This window comes from Rhodothermales bacterium (genome assembly GCA_013002345.1).
Classification (GTDB): domain Bacteria; phylum Bacteroidota; class Rhodothermia; order Rhodothermales; family JABDKH01; genus JABDKH01.
This window is the reverse complement of sequence record JABDKH010000305.1, coordinates 1-25,022: the sequence shown is the minus strand read 5'-3', so window position 1 is coordinate 25,022 and position 25,022 is coordinate 1. Positions and strand designations below refer to the sequence as shown.

Sequence of the window (25,022 nt, the reverse complement as noted above, 5' to 3'; positions counted from 1 at the left end):
TTACGAAGGAAAGGCCGCTTCATGGTGGTCGGAGTCGGACACGAAATAGAAAGTCTCACGCTTCGCGGACGGAAAATGCTGAAGCCTGAGGATATTTCGCTGATCGTCAAAAAGCTCAAAGAGAAGTCGATTGGTCACGGACAGTTTCTTTATCGTCTCGCCGGCATCGTACGTCACAAGGTACCACCACATTTCTTCATGACCGACGGTTTCCTCTCCGCTTCCTGCCAGTGATGCGGTTGCCAGCGTATCGTTGAGCATGACCGTGAACGTCCGGTTCAGGTAGGTAACAAACAGCGAATCCTGCTCGAGCTCAGGCGATAGCGAATAACCGGCAAGCTTGTGGTGCTTTGTTATTGCATCTTCAAGGTCGTGTTTGAAGAACCGGATCTCACACGCCGCTACGCCATCCTCCACCGCCATCCGTGCGTACGTGGCATGGAATTTATGCGGCGTGACACTGGCTGACGATACCGACAGCAGTGCGGTCAGCAGAGCGACGGACCGTACGCGTTTTATCACGATCCCGTTGTGTTTGTCTGCTCGCCTTCTCGAATCGCGGGCGCCGACCACACGTTATTCTCTCGATCGATATCCGCGAATGCATGCTTCGGATCAAGCTCGACGCGCACGACGTTTCGATCACTGAAAAAGCCCTTCGTGAACGTCTTCTCGTTTGCGCGCCACGCATCGGCCGGCAATTCAAAGAGCTCCTCCGAGTCGTCGTCGTAGGTCACCTGGATATGGAGAGGCATTAGCAGTCCTCCTTTGTTTTCAACCTGAAGGCGATAGTACGATTTGCCGTAATCGACGCTCCCCACAAGTGAATCCGCGGGCTGTGCGGTCACCGACATGATCGCCTGATCGTTGGCGTGAGTGGTGTAGAACCACCCCCTCCAGAACCATGCGAGGTACTCCCCGGTACCCTCCTCAATGCTGCGAAAGAAGTCCGCAGGCTGTGGATGCTTGAAAGCCCATCTCTCCGAATACTCTCGGAACGCTTCGTCGAAGATCTCCGGTCCCACGATCTGCTCCCGGAGGATGACGAGCCCCGTGGCGGGTTTAGCATACCCGTTTTCTCCAAAGTCCTTATGGATCAGGTCGGACTGCGTCATGATCGGCACCTGGTCCGGATCACGCATGTAATCGACGATTCTCTCGCCCGGCCCGCGGCGACTCGGATAACTACCATCGTCCGTTTGCGTCCAGGCGTCGCCCGCATAGAAGCGCGCGTAGTCCTGCTCGCCGTAGTACTGGAGGAATGAGTTGAGCCCCTCATCCATCCAGGTCCACTTGCGTTCGTCCGACGCCACGATCATCGGGAACCAGTTGTGACCAACCTCGTGGATCGTCACCGAAATCAGCGCTCGCTCCAGTCCATCCGTGTACGAACCGTCCGGCGAGGGCCTCGCTCCGCAAAACGCAATCATCGGGTACTCCATCCCAAACACCGGCCCATGGACGTTAGTGGCTTTGGGATAGGGGTACTTAAGAGACATCCGGCCGTAGGTCCTCATGGTCTGAAGGACCGCTCGCGTCGACACCTTGTCCCAGAGAGGCATCGCCTCACGTGGATACAGCGAGTGGATCGCTATCGGCTCCTCATCTGCATTGTACCTGAATCCGGCTGCATCCCACACATACGCTTTCGACGATACCCAGGCAAAGTCCCGAACATTCTCCGCCTTGAAGTGCCATGTCAACATGCCGGAAGTCGCTGGTCGAGATTTCGATGTCATCACTTCCTCAGGCCGGACGATAAAGACCGGCTCGTCGGACTCGTACGCGTTCTTCAATCTGCGTCGCTGCTCACTCGTCAACACGTCTTCCGGATTCTGAAGCACGCCCGTAGCGTCTACGATATGATCAAACGGTACAGTAATACTCACGTCGTAGTTGCCGAAGTTGAGATAGAACTCCCCTCGGCCCAGAAATTGGTCGGTCTGCCACCCGTTGACGTCGTCGTAAACATTGGCACGCGGGAACCACTGCGCAACCTCATACAGCCATCCATCACCCACCTCCTCTCTCGCTCCACGCGCCATCGTGGTTGGCACGGGAAACGACCAGTCGATCTCAATCGCGGTAGAGCCGCCTGACTCAACCGGTGACTTCAGTTTCACCTTCATGATTGTGCCGCGAATATGATAATCGGCGTCCACCATACGCCCGCCGGCGCCCTCAACCTGAACTCTGGAGATCGTGTAGCCGCCATCAAACGGATTGTACTTGTACGATAGAAATCTGCGAGCCATCGGACTCATCGATTCCGGCAGTGCGTCTGCGATCTTGAAGGTTCGACTGTGCTCAATTGAGCGCAGATTCTGGTCGAGCTGAATCCACAGATACGGTAGGTTGTCGGGCGAATTGTTGTGATACGTCATGCGCTCGGAACCGGACACGACGTGATCGACGGTGTCGAGCGACGTCTCGATTACATAGTCGACTCGCTGCTGCCAATAGCGGGGACCCGGCGCCCCTGCCGCGTTCCGATACTCGTTCGGGTCCGGCCACTCGTCGATCTGTCGAAACGTGGATCTATTGGTCCGGTTGTCATCATCCGGATTGAGCCAGTGCTGGCTTGACGCCGGCTGAGACAGAACCACGGCTACAAATAGTGTGGCCAGGCCTGTCACGAAGTAACGTGGTCGAGACTGGAAAATTCGCATCAAGAGTCAAAGTGTGAGTGGGGGGAGCTAAAGTAGCCGGAGGTCGATCGCTTCGGTTGCGACAAGGGACAATATTACGACGATCCAGAGTTTACGTTGCACCTGCGGAAGGTGGTCGCTGCTCGAACAGACATCGCAAAGGTCGGTTCTTCCAGACGCGCTGTTTCCACCAAACAAAGCCGAACGCCCGCCCGATGGTGAGCTATCCCAAACTCCTCCGCCCGGTCTGCTACGGGGTGCTGGTCCTGCGTCCCGTCGCAACCCGAAGGACCGCTGCAAGAAAGAACAGAACGCCAAGCGCAGCGACAATTGACGACCCGGCAGGAAAATCGAACTCGACGGAAAAGTAGATACCCAGCACACTTCCAATTACCCCGAAAGCAATCGCGAGCAAAGCAAGGCCTCGCTTTCCTCGCGTCAACAGAATTGCGGTCACGGGTGGGGCAACAATGAACGCAAAGACAGGAATGACGCCGCCGATACGAACAGCCAGGACGATCGCAAGACCAAGCGTCAGATAAAAGAGAAAGTTCCAGATATTGAAGAAACCGATGTCGTCGACGGACTCGGCGGCAAACTTGGCCGTGAGTTCAAAAAACCGGTGACGAAACAGTACATGTATTATCCCTATCGTGACGAACACGCCGGCCAACCACCACAGCTCCGACGTGGACACGGTAAAAAAGCTTCCGAAAAGAACTTCCGAAATATCGGAATCGCCGTGTGCAGACTTTGAGATCAGCAACACGGTTACGGCCGATGCGAACGCGTACACAATTCCGATGATCGCTTCCTGTTTGAGTCTCAGGTCCGAGACCTTCACAAGCGAGAGCGCGAATGCCCCGAGAAGTGTGAACACAATCGAGGTTATGGTGGGATCGAGATCTGCATACGCCGCAAATGCAACGCCCAGCATTGATATCTGACCCAGGGCCAGGTCAACAAACACGATGCCGCGGGCAACCACGTGCACCCCCAGATACGCAAGCAGAATGGCGACGATCGAACTCGCCAGCAGCGCATTGATTACGAAGTCTTCGAAAAGCAGCCCGTCCATATCCGGTACCGGTCAGGGTGAAGTCTGGCGCTTGTAGCCGGTTTGCTCGAAGGCAGCGACGAGCGCCGACACGTTGTATCGAAAGAGGTCGAGATACGTGTCTATTCCGTCTGTGGCGCCTACCGACGTGGCGAGCGTTACGACGACCGCATCGGCTTTGCGAGCCACAAGCTCGGCCGCATCCTTCTTGAAGTATGGCGACGTGATTATAATTCGAATCCCTTCGGATTGCATCAGGTGAATGACTTTGGCCAACTGGGAGGGACTCGGCGGGATGCCCGGTTTTGGCTCCAGAAAGTCCACGATGTTCATTCCAAAACGCTCCTCGAAATAGGGCCACTCGTTGTGATATGCCACGATCTTCGCGCCTGCATAGGGGGCGATCAGGGTCATCCATGACGCAAGCGACTCGTCAATGCTATCGTTGAATTGCTGAAGGTTGCCGGCGAAGTAGTCCTTGTCCGACGGGCGAAGTCGAATCAGGGATTCATAGATATTCAGGGCGATGACCTTTCCGCGTACCGGATCCAGCCAGTAGTGCGGGTTTCCGTAGATATGAATATCGCCCTGCTCCCTGCTCGCGCTCGCCGGCTGCTGGAGTAGCGGCACTCCGACAGACGCGTCAACGTAGCCTTCGCCGCCTACAAGAATCCTCCTGTTACGAGCCGAGTTGATGAGCGGTTGAACCCAACCCGACTCAAGGTCGAGCCCCACCGTAATAAACATGTCAGCCGATGCAAGGCGACGAATGTAACTGGGCTTGGGATCAACGAAATGGGGATTCTGGAAGCCGGTGGCGATTGCGAACGCATCCACCCTGTCGCCACCGATCATCTCGGCAATACTCCGGAGGTCCGGCAGCGTGGTGACTACGCGCAACCTACCCTGGGCCTGCACGAATCCCGGGGCCGCCGCGACGACTGCTACGACTGCAACGACTGCCTGCAACACACGCGTTCGAATGGTTGTCTTGTTCATCATGCCCTCAATTCTAGTATTCGTGTGCTCCATGCGAGCCGATGGCGAAGACGGCTCTCACTACGGCCTGAACGCTGCTATCCATCTCGTTCGCCTCACGTGTCTGCAGGCCGATCTCGATCTTTTGGAACTCGGTGAGCAGCCAACCTGCCGTCACTGAAAATCCCCGTTCGTTCCAGTCCGGATCGGCCGGTGTATCTGAGACATCCACGCGCATCGTTGTTAGCCACCGTCGTGCAAATCGATATTGCGCGAGTGCATAGCCGCCCCAGGTGCGAACGACTCTGGTTGGCGAATCCTGGCGGCTGAAGACACCCTCAGCCTGAAGGGTCAGCGACCGGTATACGTTGAACTGCAACGGTTTCCAGATATATGTGACATCAAGCCCTCCAAGCAGCGTGGTCCTGCCGAATTCGTTCGGACCCACCGCACCACTCAGTCCCAGTTCCACCGTAGCGTTCGGATTCAATTCCCAGAAATTCTTGAGACGACTGACGTATAACAACCGGTTCGACTCATGGCCCATGAAACTCTCGTTTTCGCCCGGACCGCGCGTCACTTCGATCGTCAAGTCCTGAAAGAACCACGGGTTTGGAACGAGCCAGCTCAGTGACAGGCCTTGATCGTTCAGACCGTCCGAGCCAAAGAAATTTCTGTATGCAAATGGCAGGTCAACGTATGGCAGCACGTGCGGATGAAGTCGGTTGATCTTCCCGAAACCGCTCCGAAATTTTCCAGCCTTCAGCTGAAGCTGAAACGGCAGCGACAGGGAAGTCAGATACGCCTCCTCGAGTTCGAATTCGAACTCGCCGTCCTCGCCGTGAATAGCGACGAACACATCGGCACGGGCATAGGGATCGACTGCCGATCGAAGAGCCGTTTCCACTTCGTGCATCTCCGCATCGACGTTGCGGGGGCCCGTAGAGGAATAGCCGGCTCGGAAATCACCGATCACGCTGATCTCGGGATTCATCAGGTTGCGCGGCGGGCGGGCTCCTGATGTGGGTGCTGGCGATATGACGGTGTTGGCCAGTTCGCGCTCGAGATCTCGTATGAGCAGCGAGTCCGTTGCCGTCGAGTCCACACCCTGGGCGAAGATCGACGTGCTTGTAACAACGAAGCTGACGAGAATCGAACCTGTCCGGCGCCTGAGATTATTCATAGCCGCGACTATGTCTGGAATGCCGTATGCGACTCGTGGCGTACGGTGGTTGGACGGATCTTGTCCCGAAGAGGACCCGGGACGAGAGATGAGAGACCGGGGTCAGGCGTGGTACGGGGGAGCGCGGCCACGCGGCCTCGTAACCGGATCGGCCGAAGCCGCCCAGGCTTTGGTGAGGGGCACATGATCCCCGGGGTCAGCCGTGCACCACGTGATAGGTACAAGGAGAATCTGACTATCTACGACCTGGCAGAGTACGCAGACGACCTCATCGTACTTCTCTGATGGAAGCGGGTAGCTCAGTACCGAGAAGTCGGCATGGACATGGCTCGTGATGGAGGCAGCGCGCGATGCCGCCGCGTAATCCAGGCTGTGCTGGACGCGATGGGCCGCGGGACCGACAATACTACCGGCCGCGACCAGAATAACCAGGAAGAGCGGGCACCGGGATTTCACGACGTTGTCTGCATTTGCTGACCCGAAAGAATGGCCGTCTCTATAGACTATGCGTTTTTGAATCGGCCCGGGGCCTGTATGTTTCAGGCCGTGGCGACGGCAAGTGGGTAGTCAGCGTCCACATTGCCGGCGGCCATCTCCCTCAATCGCCGCCGAAGCAGGCGCTTCCGGAACGAACTGATACGATCCGTGAACAGAATACCGTGGAGATGGTCGTATTCGTGAAGGATGACGCGCGCAAAGAGCCCGGATGCCTCGATCTCTTTCTGCTCGAGATTCCGATCGACGTACCGTACGCGAATAGACACGGTACGGGCTACCATTTCGCGAATGTCCGGTATGCTCAGGCACCCTTCTTCGAACTCGTCGGTCTCCGGTGACTCGTAGAGGATCTCCGGATTAATCAGCGCCATCGGTTGGTCGGGCACGATGATTCCCTCCGCCGCCAGCTCGTCTGCGAGGGGCGAGACGTCGACCACGAACACCATCTCGCTTCTCCCGACCTGCGGTGCGGCGAGGCCGATGCCGTCGGCGCCATGCATGGTCTGAATCATGTCGTCTATGAGTTTCTGGAGCTCAGCGGTATCTGTCACAACGACGTCGGTCTTCCGTCGCAAGATCGGGGCTCCATAAACGTAGACAGGCAGTATCATCTCTAACGGTAGTCGGGTATGTGTGAGATTCAGGCCGGATGGGCCGCGGGATCATCGAGGTACTCCTGCAGGATGAGGGCTGCGGCTGCCGAATCAACTCGCCCTTTGTTACGTCTCCATTTTCGATTCGGTCCGGCTTCACGGATCTTCTCGGCAGCAACGGCCGACGTGTACCGTTCATCCCACTTCACGATCATGGAATTAGGAAGCGCCTTTGAAATCCGCTTGATGTAGCCCGCTACGAGCTCCGTCGCAAGCCCTTCCTCGCCGTCCGGCATCAGAGGCCATCCGATGACCACCAGGTCCAGACCATCCGCCTCGTCGATCTCCCTGAGCCGCTCCAGCGCTTCGGCTTGAGAGTAGGTGCCGAGCGGCTGCGCAAACATGCGAAGTGGATCAGCCACGGCAATACCAACGCGCTTTTTGCCATAATCGACCCCGACCCAGCGCCGGGGCAACCCTATGTCTGCAGAAGTGGCCATCACCACGTCAGAACGGCGGACAATGGATACGCGTTCCTAACAGAAAGACTCACGGACCCACGTAGAGAGGCCGCAGAGTTACGAATCAACGTTCCGACTCGGCACATGCTGGCCGTTCTGGGAAAAATCCGCGCTACCCTCGGGGACGGAATAGTTCAGCTCCGCCAGGGGCTTCTGTAGAATTTCCTTGAGCTTCTTGCTCGGCTTGAAATGTGTCTTGCGCCGGCTCGGAATAAACACGGTCTCGTTGGTCTTCGGATTTCGCGCCTTTGGCTTGGCCTTCGTCTTCTTGACTTCGAAGACCCCGAAGTCCCGGAGTTCGATTCGAACCTCCGGATCTGCTTCTTCCATCATCTGGCCAAGTGCCTTTACGACGGCACCGACCCACGGCTCACTCTTGTAGATCGGTTCGCCCATGAGCATCGAAACACGACGGGCAAGGTCTTTCTTCGTCAGGGTCGTGGGCTTGGATGCCATGAGTTCATTCCTCAACCATTGTGATGTGTGCTCTCGACGAAATGCCCTGGGAGCTTCGATAGTGTTTCCAGAAGGGACCCTTAAGGTAAAAACACCGGATCTTTATCCAAACGAGATTCCAGGGCCCGATGCGTGATCTTCGCCAGTGGACGCAGACTACGCCGCATCTTCACCTTCTTCGAACCGATAAACACCATGGATTCCATCGATTCGTTTAATCCGCTTGATCAATCTGGAGAGATGGGCCAGATCGCTCACATACATTACGATCGTACCCTCGAACACGCCATCCTCAGAGTCGACCGTGATCGACCGGATGTTGGTACTGAGGTTTTTGGAAATGACGGTCGTGATGTCACTGACGATGCCGACGCGATCCTCACCGACTATTCGCAGAGCTGTGATGAAATGAACGTCTTTCTGCCGGCTCCATTCTACGGGAACGACGCGCTCCGGGTGGTTGATGAGCAGGTCCGGAGAGTTCTTGCAGTTCACCCGGTGGATGCGGATACTACCAGCCCGGCTGAGATATCCGAAGACTTCGTCACCGGGGATGGGATTGCAGCACGAGGCGTATTTCGTAACGATATCCGTGTGCAATTCTCCGTCGATCATCAGTGCGGGTCTCGTCGCCGCCTTCGCTGAATCAAGGAAACTCTCATACTGAAGTCGCAGCGACTCCGTGTCCCGCTGAGGCTCGGAAACTCCCGGGACGGCCGACTCCCCCTTTTTGATTAGCGTGATCAGGTCACCGACGTCGAACAGACCGGACCCGAGCTCGAAGAACATCTGCTGCGGATTCGGAAACTTGAGACGCGCCGTGAACTGCTGCAGGTCACTTTCGCTGATTTCAATGTTGGCACGACGCGCCTTTTTGCTCCAGATTTCCCGGCCTACCTCCGTCGCCTTGCGCCGCTTTTCGTTGATCCAGTGCCGGATGCGACTTCGCGCCTTGTGCGTCACGACGAACTTCATCCAGTCCGGATTGGGCGTCTGTTTCTTGGACGTGATGATCTCTACCTGGTCGCCGCTCTTGAGTCGATGTGACAGCGGCACCATCTTGCCGTTGACCTTCGCGCCGATGCAATGGAACCCAACTTCAGTATGTACCTGGAAGGCGAAGTCGACCGGTGTCGCGTTCGTCGGTACGGTCTTCAGCTCTCCCTTGGGCGTGAAGACGTAGATCTCCTGATCGTAGAGATTCAGTCGGAACTCCTCCACGAATTCTGTCGCTTGATCGGATCGCGGATTTTCCAGCAGTTCGCGCACCCACGAAAGAAATCGCTCCATCTGACTGTCCGAGCGAGTGACTTCTTCCTTGTACTTCCAGTGTGCAGCGAGTCCGCGCTCGGCGATATCGTGCATCTCCTGCGTACGAATTTGCACCTCAACACGCTTCCCACCGGGGCCCAGCAGCGTAGTGTGCAGGCTCTGATAGCCATTTGACTTCGGCGTCGAGATGAAGTCCCGAAATCGCTCCGGAAGAGGTTTGTACAGGTCGGTCACAATCGAATAGACACGCCAGCAGTCCTCTTTGCCTTCCCGTCCACCTGTCTGAAGAACGATCCGAATGGCGAACAAGTCGTAGATCTCATCCAGCGGCTTGTTCTGCCTGTTCATCTTGCGATAGATCGAACAGATGTTCTTGGGCCGTCCGTAGATTTCAAACTCAAATCCGTTCTCTGCAAGGCGTTCCTTGAGCGGCGCGATAAACGAATTGACGTAGCGCTCTCGCTCGTCGCTCGAGTCTTCAAGCCGCCCGACAATCGCTGCATACTCCTCCGGATGTATGGTCTGCAGAGCCAGATCTTCGAGCTGATTCTTGATGGCGAACAGACCGAAGCGGTGTGCGAGCGGGGCGTAGAGCTCGAGTGTTTCTGTCGCTGTCTTGATCTGTTTGTGGCGAGTGACGGCACCGATGGTCTGCATATTATGCAAGCGATCCGCAAACTTGACGAGGATCACACGGATATCCGTGGCCATCGAGAGCATCAGTTTGCGAACGTTTTCTGCCTGGCCGAGGGCACGACTCGAGAACACACCGCTCATCTTCGTGAGGCCGTCGATGATGTTCGCTATAGTGGGCCCGAACTCGTCACGGACGAACTCGAGAGAGATTTCCGTGTCTTCGACCACGTCATGAAGCAGGGCCGCGACGACACTTACGTCATCGATCGCCATTTCCCGGGCCATGATGTGGGCCACCTCGAGCGGATGGGCGATGTACATCTCACCCGAGTGGCGGCGATCGTTTCGATGAGCCCAGTAGCTAATGCGGAACGCCCTGCGGAGTCGCTCTTCGTCGACTGACGGGAGTGTCTTCTGGCAGACCTCGATTAACTGATTGAGTCGCTCGCGAAAATGCGGCTCGACGTTCAGTTCCTCTCCCTGCAGTATAGTGGCGGATCGAAGCATAGACGGTCGAACGAGTTGGGGTCTCTGTTAGAATCGCCTCGCAGGTGACTGTTCCTCAGGTGGACAGTCAGCGGTTCAGAGCCTGATAATCAAAAAAGGGCGCCCCGCACAATACGGGACGCCCTGATCTTCCAGGTCAAGTGACCCGAACTACTTTTTGGATTCGTCGTCGCCCTCTTCAGCCGACTCATCGGAATCGCTCTCGGGCGATGCATCCTCCTCGGCGGCAGCCTCAACATCGTCAACCGTGTCGGTTGTCGATGCTTCAGCCTCGTCAGTCTCGTCAGCCGTAGCGACATCTGTTTGAGCTTCCACGTCCCCCGATCCCGTGGCGTCGGATGCATCGACTGCTTCGGCAGCTACTGTGTCTGCTGAATCCACCGCATCGTCGACGGCCTCGGGCGCTGTCGCTGCAACGGCGGCTGTTGCCGCTCCCGAACGTCGACCCCGGCCCCGCCTCGTCGCCTTCTTGGTGCCGCGTGAGCCTTCCGGCCGGACGTCGTTGTAGTCAACCAGTTCGATGACGGCCATGGAGGCTGCATCGCCGTGTCGTTGGCCCAGTTTTACAATACGCGTGTAGCCGCCTTTGCGATCACCAACCTTTTCGGCGATCTCATCGAACAATTCTGTTACCGCCCGCTTGTCTTGTAGGTGTCTGAAGACCTGCCGCCGGTTATGGCTGTTGTCATCGCGCGCGCGTGTGATCAGGGGTTCAACGTAGACTCTCAGAGCCTTCGCCTTGGCCTGCGTAGTCACGATACGCTTGTGCTCTATCAGCGCGGTGGACAGGGCCTTGAGGGTGGCACGTCTGTGCGAGCTACCGCGGCCAATCCGATGTCTTTTGGTCTGATGTCTCATGATATTTCAATCCTGGCTGTCCGGTTCGACTCGAGCCGTCTGCCGCGAAGAGGCTCTCCTAAACCTCTTCCAGATATTTTTCAACTTCCATTCCGAAGGCCAGGCCGCGCTCTTCCAGCACCTGCACCAACTCCTGCAGCGACTTGCGACCGAAGTTTCGGAACTTGAGCATCTCGGACTCCTCTCTGCGGACGAGGTCACCAATTGACTTGATGTTGGCCGCCTTCAAGCAGTTATGAGCTCGAACCGACAGGTCGAGTTCGTCCACAGACTGGCCGAGAAGCTCGCGAAGGCGTTGGACCTCTGCGTCGACTTCCTTCTCCTCTTCCGTAGGCTGAGGCTCGCTGTCCATCTTGATGAACAGGTTGATGTGATCACGAAGGATCGACGCCGCGGAGGCCAGTGCGTCTTCCGGCGTAATTGACCCGTCAGTCTCGGCTTCAAGCGACAGTCGTTCGTAGTCGATGCGCTCTCCTACGCGCGTCTGAAGGACCGAATATTTTACATTCGTGATGGGTGTAAAGATGGCATCAATCGCTATCACACCGATCGGATCGTCGGCCTGTTTGTTCTCCGTTGACGGGACGTAGCCGCGTCCGCGCTCGATGCGAAGCTCTACCGAGATCTTCGCCTTCTTGTCGAGAGTAGCGATGTGATGTTCGGGATTCAGGATCTCGAACTCACTGGTTGCTGCTCCGATATCTGCTGCGGTCCACGCGCCGGGGCCGTTCAGCGTCAGGTGAATCTGACCGTCATTCGCCTCGTTCGCCTTGAACCGAACACCTTTGAGGTTAAGAATGATGTCAGCCACGTCTTCCGAGACGTTGTCGATCGTGGAGAACTCGTGCTGCACACCATCGATCTTGATCCCTGTTATCGCTACGCCGTCGAGAGACGACAGCAGGACGCGTCTCAGCGCGTTGCCGATCGTAACTCCATAGCCCCTTTCGAGGGGTTGAATCACGAAGCGACCAAACTGATCAGAAAGCTCTTCGACCTCGACGCCGTCTGGCATCTGTATTGCATAACTACTCATATCGATCGTCCAATGCCGGTTAGGAGTGTGGAGACGTTCAACGCCGGGGCGCCGACGTCACACTACTTGGAGTACAACTCAACGATGAGCTGTTCGCGGATATTCTCCGGGATATCTTCCCGGTTCGGGTAATCCAGAAACTTGCCCTGCATTTGCTTCCGATCCATTTCCAGCCACGGAAACTGGCGCCGGCTACGGCGCAGCGATTCGCGGATGGGATCGACGCTTCGGCTTCGGGGCCGCACCGAGACTACATCGCCGGGACGAACCTGGAATGACGGGACGTTGACTACGTCTCCGTTCACCATGATGTGGCGGTGCGTTACGAACTGGCGCGCCTGCCGGCGGGTCACGCCTATTCCAAGTCGAAAGACGGTGTTGTCAAGTCGCGACTCAAGGAATCTCAAGAGATTCTCGCCTGTGACGCCCTTCTTTCTCGCGGCTTTTTCAAACAGGTTTCTGAACTGACGTTCGAGCAAACCATAGGTCTGCTTCGCCTTCTGTTTTTCCTTCAGCTGTACGGCGTACTCGCTCTCCTTGGATCGGCGCGAGCGGCCATGCTGCCCGGGCGCGTATGGTTTACGCTCCAGCGACTTGCTCGGGCCGAAAATCGGCTCACGAAACCGTCGGGCTATTTTCTGCTTTGGGCCTCTGTATCGGGCCATTATTCTTTCACCTCGTTTGTCAGAGTGTCTTGATGGACAAACGTATGGTTGTCACCAGGACAACCATAGCCGGTAGTTACACCGAGCAGCGCGCGCTTGCGAGTTAACGCTTACACGCGACGTCGCTTCGGAGGCCGGCAGCCGTTATGTGGTATGGGCGTAACGTCACGAATGGTCGCAATCTCGAGACCATTCGATGACAGTGCACGGATGGCCGACTCACGCCCGGAGCCGGGTCCCTTGACAAACACATCTACCCTGCGAAGTCCGAGGTCGTACGCCTCTTTCGCGGCAGCCGAAGCGGCCACCTGCGCAGCGTAAGGTGTGTTCTTCCTGCTTCCCTTGAAGCCCATTTTCCCCGAGCTTGCCCAGGAAATCGTATTGCCGTATTGATCGGTCAGCGTCACCATCACGTTGTTAAACGTGGCTTTGACGTGCGCCTGGCCATTAGACTCAACTATGACCTTCTTCTTCTTGGCGCCTCGGCCGGGTCCTTTCTGTCTTGTCGCCATATCGGGCTAATATTCCGTAGTCGAATTACTTACGTGGAGCCTGCTTTTTGCCGGCCACAGTGCGCTTGCGCCCCTTGCGGGTGCGAGCATTTGTTTGCGTACGCTGGCCTCTGACCGGCAAACCGCGCCGATGCCGAACGCCACGATAGCAGCCAATATCCATCAGTCGCTTGATGTTCATCTGAACATCCGTGCGAAGTTGCCCTTCAACAAGAAACTCGTCCTCAATCAGACGCCGAATCTTCTTCGTCTGATCTTCGGTCCATGACTCGGGATGGGCATTCGGATCCATATCCGCGCGCTCAAGGATTTCCTTCGCCCGTGAGTTGCCGATGCCGAAAATCGATGTCAGCGCTACCGTTCCCCTTTTCTGCGTTGGGAGATCTACTCCCGCAATTCGTGCCATCTCGTTCTAGGTTTTCGTCCGGATAACCGTCTAGCCCTGACGCTGCTTGTGCTTCGGGCTCTTCTTGTTGATGATATACACGCGGCCCTTGCGACGGATGATCTTGTCGTCGGCACTGCGCTTCTTAACACTGGCTCTGACTTTCATAGCACCTGATGCTGACCGGCAATCGCCGGTATCGAAAAATCGAATAGCTTATGTACTACACGGGCAGACCCGAAAGGTTCTGCCGCCGCACTACTTGTACCGATATACAATTCGGCCTTTCGTCAAATCATAGGGTGATAGTTCGACTTTTACCCTGTCCCCCGGCAGAATTTTGATGAAATACATCCTCATCTTGCCGGACAGTAGACCCAGGATTTCGTGACCGTTCTCCAGGCGAACCCGGAATTGCGCGTTCGGAAGCGCATCAATCACCTCTCCGTCTTGCTCAATCGGCTTTTGCTTAGCCATGCTGTAACTCTTGTTGTAGACTGTAGGGAGGCGTAAGTACCTCCTCGATATAGCGAAACGTGGTCAGCACTTCGGGCTTTCCCCTTCGGACGACCACCATATGTTCGTAATGCGCCGACGGTTTGCCATCGGCTGTTCTGACCGTCCACCCGTCGTCCCCGGTCGCCACGTCCGCGCCCCCCACGTTGATCATCGGTTCGATGCAGAGCACCAGACCTTCCTTCAACTTTCGGCCTGATCCACGGCGGCCGACGTTAGGGACCTGAGGATCTTCGTGCAACTCACGACCGATTCCATGACCCACAAGATCGCGCACAACGCCGTAGCCTCGACGCTCACAATAGTCCTGGACCGCGTGCGAGATGTCGCCCACACGATTCCCCGCCACGGACTGTGCCAGCCCCGCTTCGAGAGCGTGATAGGTCGTCTTACACAGCTCACGGGCTGTGCTGTCGATCTGTCCCACGGCGAACGTAAACGCGCTGTCTCCATAATAGCCGTCAAGAAGTACTCCGCAATCGATGGAAACCACGTCTCCCTCCTCAAGGCGACGCGTACCGGGAATTCCATGCACTACTGCATCGTTAACTGAAATGCATAGCGTACTCGGGAAGACCTGCTTTCCCACGCGGTAGCCTTTGAACGCCGGCACTGCTCCGTGACGAGCGATAAACTCTTCGGCAATCCGATCCAACTCAGCGGTCGTCACGCCCGGCGCGATATGAGCCGCGACTTGCCCGAGAGCACGACCAACTAGGTCGGCACTCGCCCGCATCCTTTCAATCTCCGACTCGCTCTTGATCTGAATCATGATGTGATGACCATCCCCGACGAATCTATGAGCGACGGCTGCGCACGCGGCCGCTCTTCATGAATCCGTCGTAGTGTCTCATGAGCAGATGACTCTCCACCTGCTGGAGCGTGTCAAGCGCAACACCAACCATAATCAGAAGGCTCGTACCTCCGAAGAAAAGTGCGAATCCAGTCGTCACACCTGCGCGCATTGCAAAGGCCGGGAAGATGGCTACGAATCCGAGGAACAGCGCACCCGGAAGCGTAATCCGCGTCAGGATATTGTCGATAAACTCGCTTGTTTGCTTGCCCGGTCGGATGCCGGGGACGAAGCCGCCCTGCCGCTTCATGGTGTCCGCCATCTCCTTCGGGTTAACAGCAATCGCGGTGTAGAAGTACGTAAAGAAGACGCAGATCACGAAGAAGATGGACGAATACCCCCATCCGGAGATATCATTGAACCAGGCACCGAACTGCTGCATGAACGCACTTTCGGGAAAGAACGTGGCGATGGTAGCCGGCACGAACATGATCGACTGGGCGAAGATGATCGGCATCACCCCGGCTGCATTCACTCGAAGCGGTAGATACTGCGTGGTACCTCCGTAAACCTTCCGACCCACCACGCGCTTTGCGTACTGCACCGGGATGCGACGCATTCCCTGCGTGATCAGCACGACCCCCGCCGTGACGACCGCGAATATCGCGACCTCAAGAAGGAAGATGAAGAGGTTGTCCTTGAGCTGGAACTCGTTGACCAGGGCACTCGGGAAATGAGATACGATGGAGATCATGATAATCAGCGAGATCCCGTTTCCGACTCCGTTTTCGGTGATGCGCTCGCCTAACCACATGACAAACATCGTACCCGCGGTCAAAACAATCACCGTCGAGATCATAAAGAAGGTAGGAGCGATAGCAATCGCCTGCCCCGTAATCCCGTACTGCAGGTTGATTGCAAAACCGACCGACTGAACGGCTGTGATACCCACGGTACCGTAGCGCGTGAGCTGCGTGATCTTCCGCCGGCCGTCTTCACCCTCTCGCTGCAGCTTCTGGAAATACGGCACAACCGCACCCATCAGCTGGATGATGATCGAGGCCGTGATATAGGGCATGATACCGAGCGCGAAGATCCCGGCTGCGCTGAAGGCTCCGCCAACGAACAGGTCAATAAACCCGAAAATATCATTCGGGTCGCGGGTCTGGTTGATCGCTGCCAACTCCGATGCATTAACGCCAGGGAGCGTGACATACGCGCCGAGTCGATAGACCAGCAGGATGCCCAGCGTATATGTAATACGACTGCGAAGATCTTCGATCTTCCAGATGTTGCGAAGGCTTTCGGTAAATCTCGCCATGTGCTCCTAACGTCCGCTATGATGCAACCGACAGCTCAACTACTATCGCCGATCCGCCGGCGTCCTCAATCTTCTTTCGACCCGACGCACTGAATCCGTGGGAGGAAACCACGAGCTTGGTTTTGAGCTCGCCGCCTCCAAGGATCTTGATCAGATCTTTCTTGCCGACAACACCGAGACTGGCAAGCACCGCGGGGGTTACTTCTGCGCCTGGCGCCAACCGACCATCCGTCACCAGTTGTTCAAGGCGGGACACATTGACGGCGCTGTATTCCTTACGATTGCGGTTCGTGAACCCGAACTTCGGAACCCTGCGCTGGAGTGGCATCTGCCCCCCTTCGAACCACGCCCGCGACTTGGCGCCCGCGCGGCTCTTCTGGCCTTTGTTTCCTTTCGTCGAGCTGTGACCGCCGTAGCCCGATCCGACGCCGCGCGCGATTCTCTTCCGGTTCTTCGTCGCGCCCTTGGCGTGCTTGAGATTACTGAGATCCATCGTGTATCCTTGCTAATGCGCCCGCCTCTAGAGGCGAACTCGCGTGGTCTGTTTGCGGTAAGACTTTGAGCTAGTCCTCTTTGTCCCCGGAGGTCTTCTTTGATGCAGCCTTCTTCGCGGCCGGTTTCTTAGCTGAGGTCTTCTTTGCCGCAGTCTTCTTTGCCGCAGTCTTCTTCGTCGCAGCCTTTTTCGTGGCCGTTTTCTTTCTGGCAGTCTTCTTGGCTGCAGGCTTCTTGGCTGCAGGCTTCTTCGCAGCCGTCTTTTTCGTAGCTGCCTTCCTGGTTGCCGTTTTCTTCGCGGGTACCTTCTCCGCTGCTGGCTTCTCACCGGCGCTGTCCGTACCTGCCTTCTCAGGGGAGCTCGAAACTACAGCCGCCTTTTCAGATGCAGCCGCGCCCGCGACCTTCTTCCTGGCCGGCGTCGGCGTGTCTGAATCCATCTCAAGCTTGACGAGGTGTGAAACGCGCCTGACCATTCCGCGAATCTGCGGCGTGTCGTTATGCAAAACGGTCTGATGCATACGACGAAGGCCCAACGCCTCGAGCGTGCGCTTCTGACGTCCCGTCTGGCGGATCGCGCTACGTACCTGAGTAATTTTCAGCTTAATAGCCATCTATCTATTCTGTTAAACCTGATCGGGGTTCCCCCAACTCAACCTTCGAATACCTTCCGCAGCGGTATTCCGCGACGTTTAGCGACCTCGAGCGGATCTTCCAGCTGCTTCAGTGCATCGATCGTAGCCTTGACCTGGTTATGCGGGTTGCTCGAACCAAGCGACTTCGACAGGATGTCCGTGTAACCCGCGCACTCGAGCACGGCCCGAACACCGCCGCCGGCGATTACGCCGGTACCGGGCGCAGCCGGCTTGAGGAGAACACGACCCGAGTCCTTGCGACCAACGACCGGGTGCGGGATGGTGCCTTTTGTCCTGGGAACCGGAAACATCTTCTTCTTCGCGTCTTCGGTTCCTTTGGAGATAGCGTCCGCGACTTCGTTAGCCTTGCCGAGTCCGGCTGCAACGGAGCCCTTACCATCGCCGACCACAACAACGGCGTTGAACGAGAAACGTCGACCGCCCTTAACGACCTTCGCCACTCGTTTCACAGAAACGAGTCGCTCGATGTGATCGGACGGCTCCTTGCGTTCCCGCGTTTGTCTACCTCTTCCCTTCGCCATGCTTGTTGCTCTTCTTTGGCTTTGTTATGCCGTGCTAAAACTTAAGACCGCCTTCCCGTGCACCGTCGGCAAGTGCACGCACGCGACCATGATACTTGTACCCGTTGCGATCGAACACAGCCGCCGACAGTCCAGCCTCTGAGGCTCGCTGCACGAGCAGCTTCCCAACGGCCGCCGCCCGCTCGACCGGGCTCTTTCCCTCGACTTCATCATCATGGGTGCTTGCCGCAGCAAGTGTCCGTCCGTTGATGTCGTCGATCAATTGTGCATAGATATGGCGACTCGACCTGAACACGGAGAGTCTTGGACGCTCTGCCGTGCCCGAAATCCGCCGACGGATTCCTTTCTTGACACGCGCCCTTCGTTCAGCCTTGCGATTCTTTACTGCCATGATTCCTATCAGACGCCACAAACGGCGTCGGTTATTCACTGACTATCTGGCTGCCGTCTTGCCAGCCTTCCTTCGGACATACTCGCCCACGTATCTCACGCCTTTGCCCTTGTAGGGCTCCGGTGGACGCAATGAACGAATCTTGGCGGCCACCTGGCCAACCATCTGCTTGTCGATACCTTCCACGACGATGATCGAATTCTTCCCGCGCTTCGCGTCGACATCTATCGAGACTCCTTCGGGAGGCACGAAGAAGATCGGATGCGAGTAGCCGAGAGCCAGTTCCAGGACCTCGCCCGATACCGTGGCACGATACCCAACACCGATCACTTCCAGCTCGCGGCGATACCCTACCGTTACACCGACAACCATGTTGTCGATGAGCGAACGGTAAAGTCCGTGCATTGACTTGTGCCGCTTCTGCTCCGTAGGCCTGCTGACAAGTAATTCGTCATTCTCCATCGACAACCGGATATCCGGATCAACTTGCAATGACAGCTCACCGCGAGGTCCCTTTACGGTCACGAAATTATTCGCACCGATATCCACCGTGACCTTATCCGCAATTGCGATCGGAAGATTCCCAACACGTGACATCGTCTAATACCCTTCTCTAACTGTAGCGCTTCCTGAAGTCCGCCGTCTAATACACAAAGGCGAGGACCTCGCCGCCAACGTTGACTCGTCGAGCCTCCTTGTCCGTCATAACACCGCTCGACGTCGACACGATCGCGATGCCCAGTCCGTTTCGAACGCGGGGCAACTCTCTCGCATTGACGTACTTGCGCAGGCCGGGGCTAGACACGCGGCGCAGACTCTTGATAGCAGGTTCTCCACCGCGACCATATTTCAGGTAGATGCGGATCAGTCCCTGCTTGCCGTCGTCGACGTTTACGAAGCGGCGCACGTATCCTTTATCAACCAGTATCTCGGTGATTGCCCGCTTCAATTTCGACGCCGGCACATCGAGGTGCATGTGTCCAGCCGCAAGCGCATTTCTAACCCGCGTCAGGTAGTCTGCCACTGGATCTGTCGTCGTACTCATTTGCTCTCAGTTCAAGTATCAATACTGTCGCAACGCATCATGGCGCCGCGTTTGCCTTACCAACTCGATTTCCGGACTCCGGGAATCTTCCCTTCAAGGGCCATCTCTCGAAAGACGATCCTCGATACGCCGAATTTCCGGATATAACCACGCGACCGTCCGGTGAACGAACACCGATTACGAAGCCGCACCGCGCTCGAGTCACGCGGTAGTTTCTGAAGAAGCACCCACTCGCCGGCATCTTTCAGTGCCCTTCGTCGGGCAGCGTATTTCGTTACCAGGCGGCGACGTTTGGCTTCTCGTGCTATTGAACTCTTCTTTGCCATATAAAGTGGTTGTTTTGGGGACCTAGGCGGTCTCGACTACCTCTTCGCTGCGCCGAACAAACGGCATCCCGAGCGCCTTGAGAAGTGCATGTCCCTCCTCATCGGTCTCAGCCGTTGTGACGAACGTCACATCGAATCCACTGATGCGATCGATCTTGTCGATGTTGATTTCCGGAAAAATGATCTGCTCCTTGATCCCGAGCGTGTAGTTGCCGCGCCCATCGAAGCTCTTGTCGGGAACTCCCCGAAAGTCGCGCACTCGGGGAAGAGCCAGTGCGATCAGCCGATCGACGAATTCCCACATCACATCGCCTCGTAGCGTTGCGTGCGCACCGATTGGCATGCCCTGCCGCAGTTTGAAGTTCGAGACGCTTTTGCGTGCCCTCGTCACTGCCGGATGCTGGCCGGTTACCTGCCGGATCTCCGACACGGCGTCATCGAGGGCCTTCTTGTTGGCCACCGCCAACCCGACACCCTTGTTGACGATTACTTTGACGAGACGCGGGACCTGCATGACGTTCGAGTATCCGAACTGCTTTGTCAGCGCCGGGACGACCTCGTCGTGGTAGAAGGTCTTGAGGTTGGGCTTGTAGTTATCTATCTCCATCGGTCAACACATACTGGCTTTCAGAATCGCCTTCTAGTGATCGAGTTCTTCACCGGTCGTTTTGGCATACCGAATCCACCGGGTGCCACCGGTATCCGGATCCGCTATCTGCTTCCGACCAATTCGCGTCGGCACACCCGCTGAGTCGAGGGGCATTACGTTCGAGAGGTTAATCGGCATCTCGCGCTCCACGCGTCCGCCCTGCGGGTAGGTCGCGTTGGGTTTCATGTGCTTTACGCGCATGTTGACACCCTCCACGATTACTCGCTCCTTCTGACGGAAAACACGCAGCACTTTGCCTTCCTTCCCCTTCTCGTTACCCGCAATGACTCGCACGGAGTCGCCTTTGCGCACGTGAAGTTTCTTCTGCTGGTTCATCGTTCTCGGCATAATCTCTTCCTTCCTGGTCACCCGCTGGCAACCGGCAATAGTCGCTAAAGGACCTCTGGTGCAAGCGACACAATTCGCATGTACTGTCGCTCACGGAGTTCACGTGCGACGGGTCCAAAGATTCGAGTTCCGCGTGGCTCGCCCTGTGGGTTCAACAGAACGGCCGCATTCTCATCGAAACGGATATAGGATCCATCGCTTCTGCGAAACTCTTTTCTCGTGCGGACGACAACGGCGCGCGACACTTCTCCCTTCTTCACACCGCCTCCCGGAATCGCGCTCTTGACCGACACCACAATCGTGTCGCCAATGCGCGCATACCGTCGGCCGCTTCCGCCCAACACACGGATACAGAGGACTTCCTTCGCCCCGCTGTTGTCCGCCACTTTGAGCCTTGTCTCCTGCTGTATCATGACTCGAAACTTGTCTGGTAGACCGGCATTCGTACGGCCGGTTTGTTACTTGGCTCGCTCGACGACTTCAACGAGGCGCCAGCGCTTGTTACGGCTCAGTGGCTTCGTTTCCATAATGCGAACGGTGTCACCTTCCTGCGCGTCGTTGGTCTCATCGTGAGCCATGAGCCGCGTAGTCTTCTTAATGAACTTCCCGTAGATCGGGTGTTTGATCTGCCGGCGGATGGCGACCGAAATGGTCTTGTCCATCTTGCTGCTGATCACCACTCCGACTCGCTCCTTCCTTGCGTTTCTTGCTGTCTGTTCCATCTATCTCGCTGGCTTGGTGAGCCGTATACCGTTCCTCACCAACTACCAATTGCCTCGTATCTAGGTCGTTGCCGTTTCTTTCTGTTTCAAAATTGTCTTGAGTCGCGCTATGAGTCGCCGCTTTTCGCGAATGATCATCGGGTTCGGCAACTCGGCGATTGCGTGCTGAAAATGCAGCTGGCGCAGTTGGTCGGTCTCCTCCCGAACGCGCTCCGCAATCTCGTCGAGACTCAGCTCGCTTATTTCTTTTGCTTTCATCTTATTACGTATCTGTCGGGGCTTACGATTCGGTGTAGTCTGGTCGTTTGACGACCGTCGTCTGAATCGGAAGCTTGTGACGCGCCAGGCGCATGGCCTCGACGGCGAGGTCGTAAGGAATTCCACCGCCCACTTCAAAGAGGACTGTGCCGGGCTTCACTACGGCTACCCAGAATTCAGGAGATCCCTTTCCCTTACCCATTCTTACTTCAGCAGGCTTCTTCGTGATGGGTTTGTCAGGGAAGATCCGAATCCACACCTTTCCCGTACGTTTCATGCGCCGGGTCATTGCAATTCGAGCGGCCTCAATCTGGCGACTCGTGATGCGCCCCGGTTCCAGCGCTTTGATGCCGAAATCCCCGAAAGACACTTGCGTACCTCGGCCAGCCACACCTTTGATGCGGCCCTTCATCATCTTCCGGTACTTCGTACGCTTGGGCATCAACATGATTCTACTCTCCGTCTAGATCGATCTATCTCTACTGGTTCCGTCCGGTCTTTTCGCGTCGCCTTCTTCCGCGGGCCGTCCGCTCGGGCTGCATCTGCTGCATCTGCTGACGCTGGGCCTGAACGTTGGGGCTGAGATCGGGCTTGCCGAGGATTTCTCCTCGATAGATCCAGACCTTGACACCCGTCGTTCCGTAAATCGTAAAGGCAGTCGCTGCCGCATAGTCGATGTCGGCCCGAACCGTATGCAATGGCACACGGCCCTCCAGGTACTGCTCGGTGCGGCCCATTTCTGCGCCTCCAAGTCGGCCCGAAACTTTAACACGAATCCCTTCAGCTCCCATGCGCATGGCCGCCGTCAGTGACTGCTTCATCGCACGCCTGAACGAAACCCGGCCCTCAAGCTGCTGAGCGATATTCTGCGCCACGAGGCTGGCATCGAGCTCCGGCCTCTTGATCTCGTTGATGTTGATCTGGATATCCTTGTTCGTAAGCTTCTTGATCTCCTCGCGCAGTTTCTCAACCTCGGTCCCGCCTCGCCCGATCACGACTCCGGGGCGACTTGTGTGGAGCGTCAGGATTACACGCTTCGGTGTCCTCTCGACGACCACTCGACTGAGTCCGGCACGACGGAGTCGGGCTGACAAATAGTCGCGGATTTCCCGATCCTCAACCAGCTTTCCGGCGAAGTCTTTCTCAGCGTACCAGTTCGAATCCCAGCCACGAATGATGCCGAGTCGAAATCCGATGGGATGTGTTTTCTGTCCCAATGTATTGTTCAGTTAGTGCTAGAGATTTGAGCGGAGACTGCGGACATCTATTCTTCTTCGTCAGAGCTCTCATTCTCCGTCGAAACAACGACGGTAAGATGGCTCGTGCGTTTGAGTATGCGGTGCGCGCGGCCACGCGGTTGTGGACGGTAGCGCTTGAAGGTCGGACCCGCATCAACGCGAATCTCGCTGATGACGAGTGCGGTTTCATCAAAGCGCTCGTCTGGATTCAGATCCATTAAGTTGTGAACGGCCGACAGGATGGTTGTCTTGACCGTGCTGGTAACCTTCTGGGGCAAAAAATTGAGAATGCTTAAAGCTTCCGGCACGGGCTTGCCACGCACGACATTCACCACCGGGCGCATCTTGCGTGGCGAACTGCGAATATGTTTTCTGACCGCTCTTGCTTCCATGACTATGCTCCTTACTAGGCTGATTCGACCGTGCCCGTTATCGCTTTTGTCCGGCATGTCCCCGGAAGGACCGCGTCGGCGAAAACTCACCCAGTCGATGGCCGACCATATTCTCCGTCACGTAGACAGGAATGAACTGCTTGCCATTGTGCACGGCGAACGTGTGCCCCACGAAATCAGGTGTGATCATGGATGCTCGGCTCCATGTCTTGATGACCTTCTTCTTACCTGTCTGATTAAGCTCGTCTACCTTGTTCTGCAGCTTGTAGTAAACGAAGGGGCCTTTTTTGAGCGACCGTGCCATATCGTAAATCCTTGTTGTCGGCGTCGAGCCGAACGTATTACTTCTTGCCTCTTCGGCGAATGATGTACTTGTTGGATTGCTTCCGCTTCTTACGCGTCTTGTAACCCTTGGCCGGGACTCCAGTGGGCGATGTCGGGTGTCCACCGGACGCTTTCCCTTCTCCACCACCCATGGGATGGTCTACCGGGTTCATCGCCACGCCACGGGTCTTTGGTCGAACCCCGAGCCACCTCTTTCGTCCTGCCTTTCCGAGATCGATGTTCATGTGGTCCGGATTGCTCGTCGTGCCGATTGTAGCCGAGCAGTTCACGGGGACCATGCGGGTTTCTCCAGACGGCAGGCGGAGGATAGCGTGCTTTCCCTCTCGGGCCGTAAGCTGAGCGTAGGTACCGGCCGACCTGGCGAGCTGAGCCCCTTTGCCCGGCTTCATCTCGATAGCGTGCACCAGCGAACCCACGGGGATTTCGGACAGCGGGAGGCAGTTGCCCGGTTCCGGCGGAGAGCCGGCGCCGTTCATGACTGTCTGTCCCACTACCATCTCGGTCGGTGCGATTACGTACCGTTTCTCTCCGTCCGCATATACAAGCAGAGCGATGCGTGCCGAGCGATTCGGATCATATTCGATGCCTGCGACCCGAGCTGGAATCCCCCGCTTGTCGCGCTTGAAATCGATGTGACGATAGCGACGCTTGTGCCCACCACCCTGATGCCGAACCATGATGCGGCCGGTATTATTCCGACCGCCCTTCCGCTTGACGGGTCCGAGAAGGCTCTTCTCCGGCGAGCTCTTCGTGATCGTTTCGAAACCCGAAACTGATCGGTGCCGCTGACCCGGCGTATTCGGCTTTAATTTCTTGATTGGCATCTCTCTAGCAGTTCGATTCGCTGTCTATCTAAACTTCCTCGAAGAAGTCTATCTGCTCGCTGTCCGGAAGGAGCGTAACGATAGCCTTCTTATACGAGGCCACACGGCCCTCCACGACGCCTCGGCGCGTGTGCTGACGACGCCGCTTTCCGCGCACCACCATCGTCCTGACTTCCTTAATCTTTACGGCCGGATAACGCTCCTGAAGAGCATCCCGGATCTCAATCTTGTTTGCGTCCCCTCGCACGACAAATGCGTAGTGGCCGCTCTCCATGAGTGACGTCATCTTCTCCGTCACCAGGGGCCGTATGAGCACTTCCTTCTTCATCGTTTCCTTTGTGGAATCTGTTCTTGTCTCAGGCCGAGGTTACTTCTGTCTT

The 25,022-nt window shown here is 56.6% G+C and carries 36 protein-coding genes and 2 pseudogenes; all 38 read right to left on the bottom strand.

The annotated features are described in order from the left end of the window. The 38 genes and pseudogenes from HKN37_14595 to rplW all read right to left on the bottom strand — a co-directional run bounded on the left by HKN37_14595 (nt 1) and on the right by rplW (nt 24,970). Nucleotides 1-522 (bottom strand): hypothetical protein, encoded by a 522-nt coding sequence (locus HKN37_14595; GenBank protein ID NNE47876.1) that lies wholly within the window; start codon nt 520-522, stop codon nt 1-3. After that, the gene (locus HKN37_14590) at nt 519-2,669 is read right to left on the bottom strand and encodes a M1 family metallopeptidase (GenBank protein NNE47875.1); all 2,151 of its coding nucleotides are present in this window, start codon (nt 2,667-2,669) and stop codon (nt 519-521) included. The genes HKN37_14595 and HKN37_14590 overlap by 4 nt, the downstream gene beginning before the upstream one ends. Before the next feature lie 229 nt (nt 2,670-2,898). After that, nucleotides 2,899-3,726, bottom strand: coding sequence for a metal ABC transporter permease (locus HKN37_14585; protein NNE47874.1), 828 nt, complete (start codon nt 3,724-3,726; stop codon nt 2,899-2,901). A 12-nt stretch (nt 3,727-3,738) separates the two neighbouring features. Beyond that, nucleotides 3,739-4,707 carry a zinc ABC transporter substrate-binding protein gene (locus HKN37_14580; protein ID NNE47873.1) on the bottom strand — a complete coding sequence of 323 codons (969 nt, stop codon included), beginning with the start codon at nt 4,705-4,707 and terminating at the stop codon, nt 3,739-3,741. A gap of 10 nt (nt 4,708-4,717) precedes the next feature. Then, on the bottom strand, nt 4,718-5,866 hold the full coding sequence (locus tag HKN37_14575) for a hypothetical protein (GenBank protein ID NNE47872.1): 1,149 nt from the start codon (nt 5,864-5,866) through the stop codon (nt 4,718-4,720). A gap of 102 nt (nt 5,867-5,968) precedes the next feature. Next, on the bottom strand, nt 5,969-6,322 hold the full coding sequence (locus HKN37_14570; protein NNE47871.1) for a hypothetical protein: 354 nt from the start codon (nt 6,320-6,322) through the stop codon (nt 5,969-5,971). Between the two features lie 83 nt (nt 6,323-6,405). Further along, nucleotides 6,406-6,975 (bottom strand): peptide deformylase, encoded by a 570-nt coding sequence (gene def / locus HKN37_14565; protein NNE47870.1) that lies wholly within the window; start codon nt 6,973-6,975, stop codon nt 6,406-6,408. A 29-nt stretch (nt 6,976-7,004) separates the two neighbouring features. Continuing rightward, on the bottom strand, nt 7,005-7,457 hold the full coding sequence (ruvX, locus tag HKN37_14560; protein ID NNE47869.1) for a Holliday junction resolvase RuvX: 453 nt from the start codon (nt 7,455-7,457) through the stop codon (nt 7,005-7,007). 78 nt (nt 7,458-7,535) lie between these two features. Further along, nucleotides 7,536-7,934, bottom strand: coding sequence for an integration host factor subunit beta (locus HKN37_14555; protein NNE47868.1), 399 nt, complete (start codon nt 7,932-7,934; stop codon nt 7,536-7,538). Between the two features lie 156 nt (nt 7,935-8,090). Then, nucleotides 8,091-10,349: a bifunctional (p)ppGpp synthetase/guanosine-3',5'-bis(diphosphate) 3'-pyrophosphohydrolase gene (locus tag HKN37_14550; GenBank protein NNE47867.1), complete on the bottom strand. Its 2,259-nt coding sequence runs from the start codon at nt 10,347-10,349 to the stop codon at nt 8,091-8,093. Nucleotides 10,350-10,499: 150 nt separating this feature from the next. Then, nucleotides 10,500-11,207, bottom strand: a complete 708-nt coding sequence (gene rplQ / locus HKN37_14545) for a 50S ribosomal protein L17 (protein ID NNE47866.1) — start codon at nt 11,205-11,207, stop codon at nt 10,500-10,502. A 58-nt stretch (nt 11,208-11,265) separates the two neighbouring features. Next, nucleotides 11,266-12,243 (bottom strand): DNA-directed RNA polymerase subunit alpha, encoded by a 978-nt coding sequence (locus HKN37_14540; protein ID NNE47865.1) that lies wholly within the window; start codon nt 12,241-12,243, stop codon nt 11,266-11,268. A gap of 62 nt (nt 12,244-12,305) precedes the next feature. After that, nucleotides 12,306-12,908, bottom strand: coding sequence for a 30S ribosomal protein S4 (gene rpsD, locus HKN37_14535; protein ID NNE47864.1), 603 nt, complete (start codon nt 12,906-12,908; stop codon nt 12,306-12,308). Nucleotides 12,909-13,018: 110 nt separating this feature from the next. Further along, complete coding sequence (gene rpsK, locus HKN37_14530) at nt 13,019-13,420, bottom strand: 30S ribosomal protein S11 (protein ID NNE47863.1); 402 nt, start codon at nt 13,418-13,420, stop codon at nt 13,019-13,021. Between the two features lie 25 nt (nt 13,421-13,445). After that, nucleotides 13,446-13,826 (bottom strand): 30S ribosomal protein S13, encoded by a 381-nt coding sequence (gene rpsM / locus HKN37_14525; protein ID NNE47862.1) that lies wholly within the window; start codon nt 13,824-13,826, stop codon nt 13,446-13,448. 30 nt (nt 13,827-13,856) lie between these two features. Next, on the bottom strand, nt 13,857-13,973 hold the full coding sequence (gene rpmJ, locus HKN37_14520; GenBank protein NNE47861.1) for a 50S ribosomal protein L36: 117 nt from the start codon (nt 13,971-13,973) through the stop codon (nt 13,857-13,859). A gap of 90 nt (nt 13,974-14,063) precedes the next feature. Then, nucleotides 14,064-14,282, bottom strand: a complete 219-nt coding sequence (gene infA, locus HKN37_14515; protein ID NNE47860.1) for a translation initiation factor IF-1 — start codon at nt 14,280-14,282, stop codon at nt 14,064-14,066. Further along, the gene (gene map / locus HKN37_14510) at nt 14,275-15,093 is read right to left on the bottom strand and encodes a type I methionyl aminopeptidase (protein NNE47859.1); all 819 of its coding nucleotides are present in this window, start codon (nt 15,091-15,093) and stop codon (nt 14,275-14,277) included. The genes infA and map overlap by 8 nt, the downstream gene beginning before the upstream one ends. A gap of 25 nt (nt 15,094-15,118) precedes the next feature. After that, entirely contained in the window at nt 15,119-16,435 is a 1,317-nt protein-coding gene (gene secY, locus HKN37_14505) for a preprotein translocase subunit SecY (protein ID NNE47858.1), read from the bottom strand. A gap of 16 nt (nt 16,436-16,451) precedes the next feature. Beyond that, nucleotides 16,452-16,928, bottom strand: coding sequence for a 50S ribosomal protein L15 (gene rplO / locus HKN37_14500; protein ID NNE47857.1), 477 nt, complete (start codon nt 16,926-16,928; stop codon nt 16,452-16,454). A 70-nt stretch (nt 16,929-16,998) separates the two neighbouring features. Next, a pseudogene (locus tag HKN37_14495) lies at nt 16,999-17,199 on the bottom strand (histone-like protein 2). A 156-nt stretch (nt 17,200-17,355) separates the two neighbouring features. Continuing rightward, nucleotides 17,356-17,541 (bottom strand): annotated as a pseudogene (gene rpmD / locus HKN37_14490) (50S ribosomal protein L30). A 38-nt stretch (nt 17,542-17,579) separates the two neighbouring features. Further along, a complete protein-coding gene (rpsE, locus tag HKN37_14485; GenBank protein NNE47856.1) occupies nt 17,580-18,104 on the bottom strand; it encodes a 30S ribosomal protein S5 in 525 nt (174 codons plus the stop codon). A gap of 34 nt (nt 18,105-18,138) precedes the next feature. After that, a complete protein-coding gene (gene rplR, locus HKN37_14480; GenBank protein ID NNE47855.1) occupies nt 18,139-18,495 on the bottom strand; it encodes a 50S ribosomal protein L18 in 357 nt (118 codons plus the stop codon). A gap of 42 nt (nt 18,496-18,537) precedes the next feature. After that, nucleotides 18,538-19,092: a 50S ribosomal protein L6 gene (gene rplF / locus HKN37_14475; protein NNE47854.1), complete on the bottom strand. Its 555-nt coding sequence runs from the start codon at nt 19,090-19,092 to the stop codon at nt 18,538-18,540. Nucleotides 19,093-19,138: 46 nt separating this feature from the next. Then, nucleotides 19,139-19,540, bottom strand: coding sequence for a 30S ribosomal protein S8 (rpsH, locus tag HKN37_14470; GenBank protein NNE47853.1), 402 nt, complete (start codon nt 19,538-19,540; stop codon nt 19,139-19,141). 56 nt (nt 19,541-19,596) lie between these two features. Then, a complete protein-coding gene (gene rpsN / locus HKN37_14465) occupies nt 19,597-19,866 on the bottom strand; it encodes a 30S ribosomal protein S14 (GenBank protein ID NNE47852.1) in 270 nt (89 codons plus the stop codon). 22 nt (nt 19,867-19,888) lie between these two features. Further along, nucleotides 19,889-20,473 carry a 50S ribosomal protein L5 gene (gene rplE, locus HKN37_14460; GenBank protein ID NNE47851.1) on the bottom strand — a complete coding sequence of 195 codons (585 nt, stop codon included), beginning with the start codon at nt 20,471-20,473 and terminating at the stop codon, nt 19,889-19,891. Between the two features lie 33 nt (nt 20,474-20,506). Next, on the bottom strand, nt 20,507-20,863 hold the full coding sequence (gene rplX / locus HKN37_14455) for a 50S ribosomal protein L24 (GenBank protein ID NNE47850.1): 357 nt from the start codon (nt 20,861-20,863) through the stop codon (nt 20,507-20,509). Between the two features lie 44 nt (nt 20,864-20,907). Continuing rightward, nucleotides 20,908-21,276 carry a 50S ribosomal protein L14 gene (gene rplN / locus HKN37_14450; GenBank protein ID NNE47849.1) on the bottom strand — a complete coding sequence of 123 codons (369 nt, stop codon included), beginning with the start codon at nt 21,274-21,276 and terminating at the stop codon, nt 20,908-20,910. 45 nt (nt 21,277-21,321) lie between these two features. Beyond that, the gene (gene rpsQ, locus HKN37_14445; GenBank protein NNE47848.1) at nt 21,322-21,585 is read right to left on the bottom strand and encodes a 30S ribosomal protein S17; all 264 of its coding nucleotides are present in this window, start codon (nt 21,583-21,585) and stop codon (nt 21,322-21,324) included. Between the two features lie 60 nt (nt 21,586-21,645). Beyond that, nucleotides 21,646-21,843 (bottom strand): 50S ribosomal protein L29, encoded by a 198-nt coding sequence (rpmC, locus tag HKN37_14440; GenBank protein NNE47847.1) that lies wholly within the window; start codon nt 21,841-21,843, stop codon nt 21,646-21,648. Nucleotides 21,844-21,865: 22 nt separating this feature from the next. Then, nucleotides 21,866-22,291: a 50S ribosomal protein L16 gene (gene rplP, locus HKN37_14435; GenBank protein ID NNE47846.1), complete on the bottom strand. Its 426-nt coding sequence runs from the start codon at nt 22,289-22,291 to the stop codon at nt 21,866-21,868. A gap of 31 nt (nt 22,292-22,322) precedes the next feature. Further along, complete coding sequence (gene rpsC, locus HKN37_14430; GenBank protein NNE47845.1) at nt 22,323-23,060, bottom strand: 30S ribosomal protein S3; 738 nt, start codon at nt 23,058-23,060, stop codon at nt 22,323-22,325. 47 nt (nt 23,061-23,107) lie between these two features. Further along, nucleotides 23,108-23,473 carry a 50S ribosomal protein L22 gene (gene rplV / locus HKN37_14425; protein ID NNE47844.1) on the bottom strand — a complete coding sequence of 122 codons (366 nt, stop codon included), beginning with the start codon at nt 23,471-23,473 and terminating at the stop codon, nt 23,108-23,110. A 37-nt stretch (nt 23,474-23,510) separates the two neighbouring features. Further along, complete coding sequence (rpsS, locus tag HKN37_14420) at nt 23,511-23,777, bottom strand: 30S ribosomal protein S19 (protein NNE47843.1); 267 nt, start codon at nt 23,775-23,777, stop codon at nt 23,511-23,513. Between the two features lie 37 nt (nt 23,778-23,814). Next, a complete protein-coding gene (gene rplB / locus HKN37_14415) occupies nt 23,815-24,642 on the bottom strand; it encodes a 50S ribosomal protein L2 (GenBank protein NNE47842.1) in 828 nt (275 codons plus the stop codon). Between the two features lie 28 nt (nt 24,643-24,670). After that, entirely contained in the window at nt 24,671-24,970 is a 300-nt protein-coding gene (gene rplW, locus HKN37_14410; protein ID NNE47841.1) for a 50S ribosomal protein L23, read from the bottom strand. Nucleotides 24,971-25,022 lie beyond the last annotated feature (52 nt).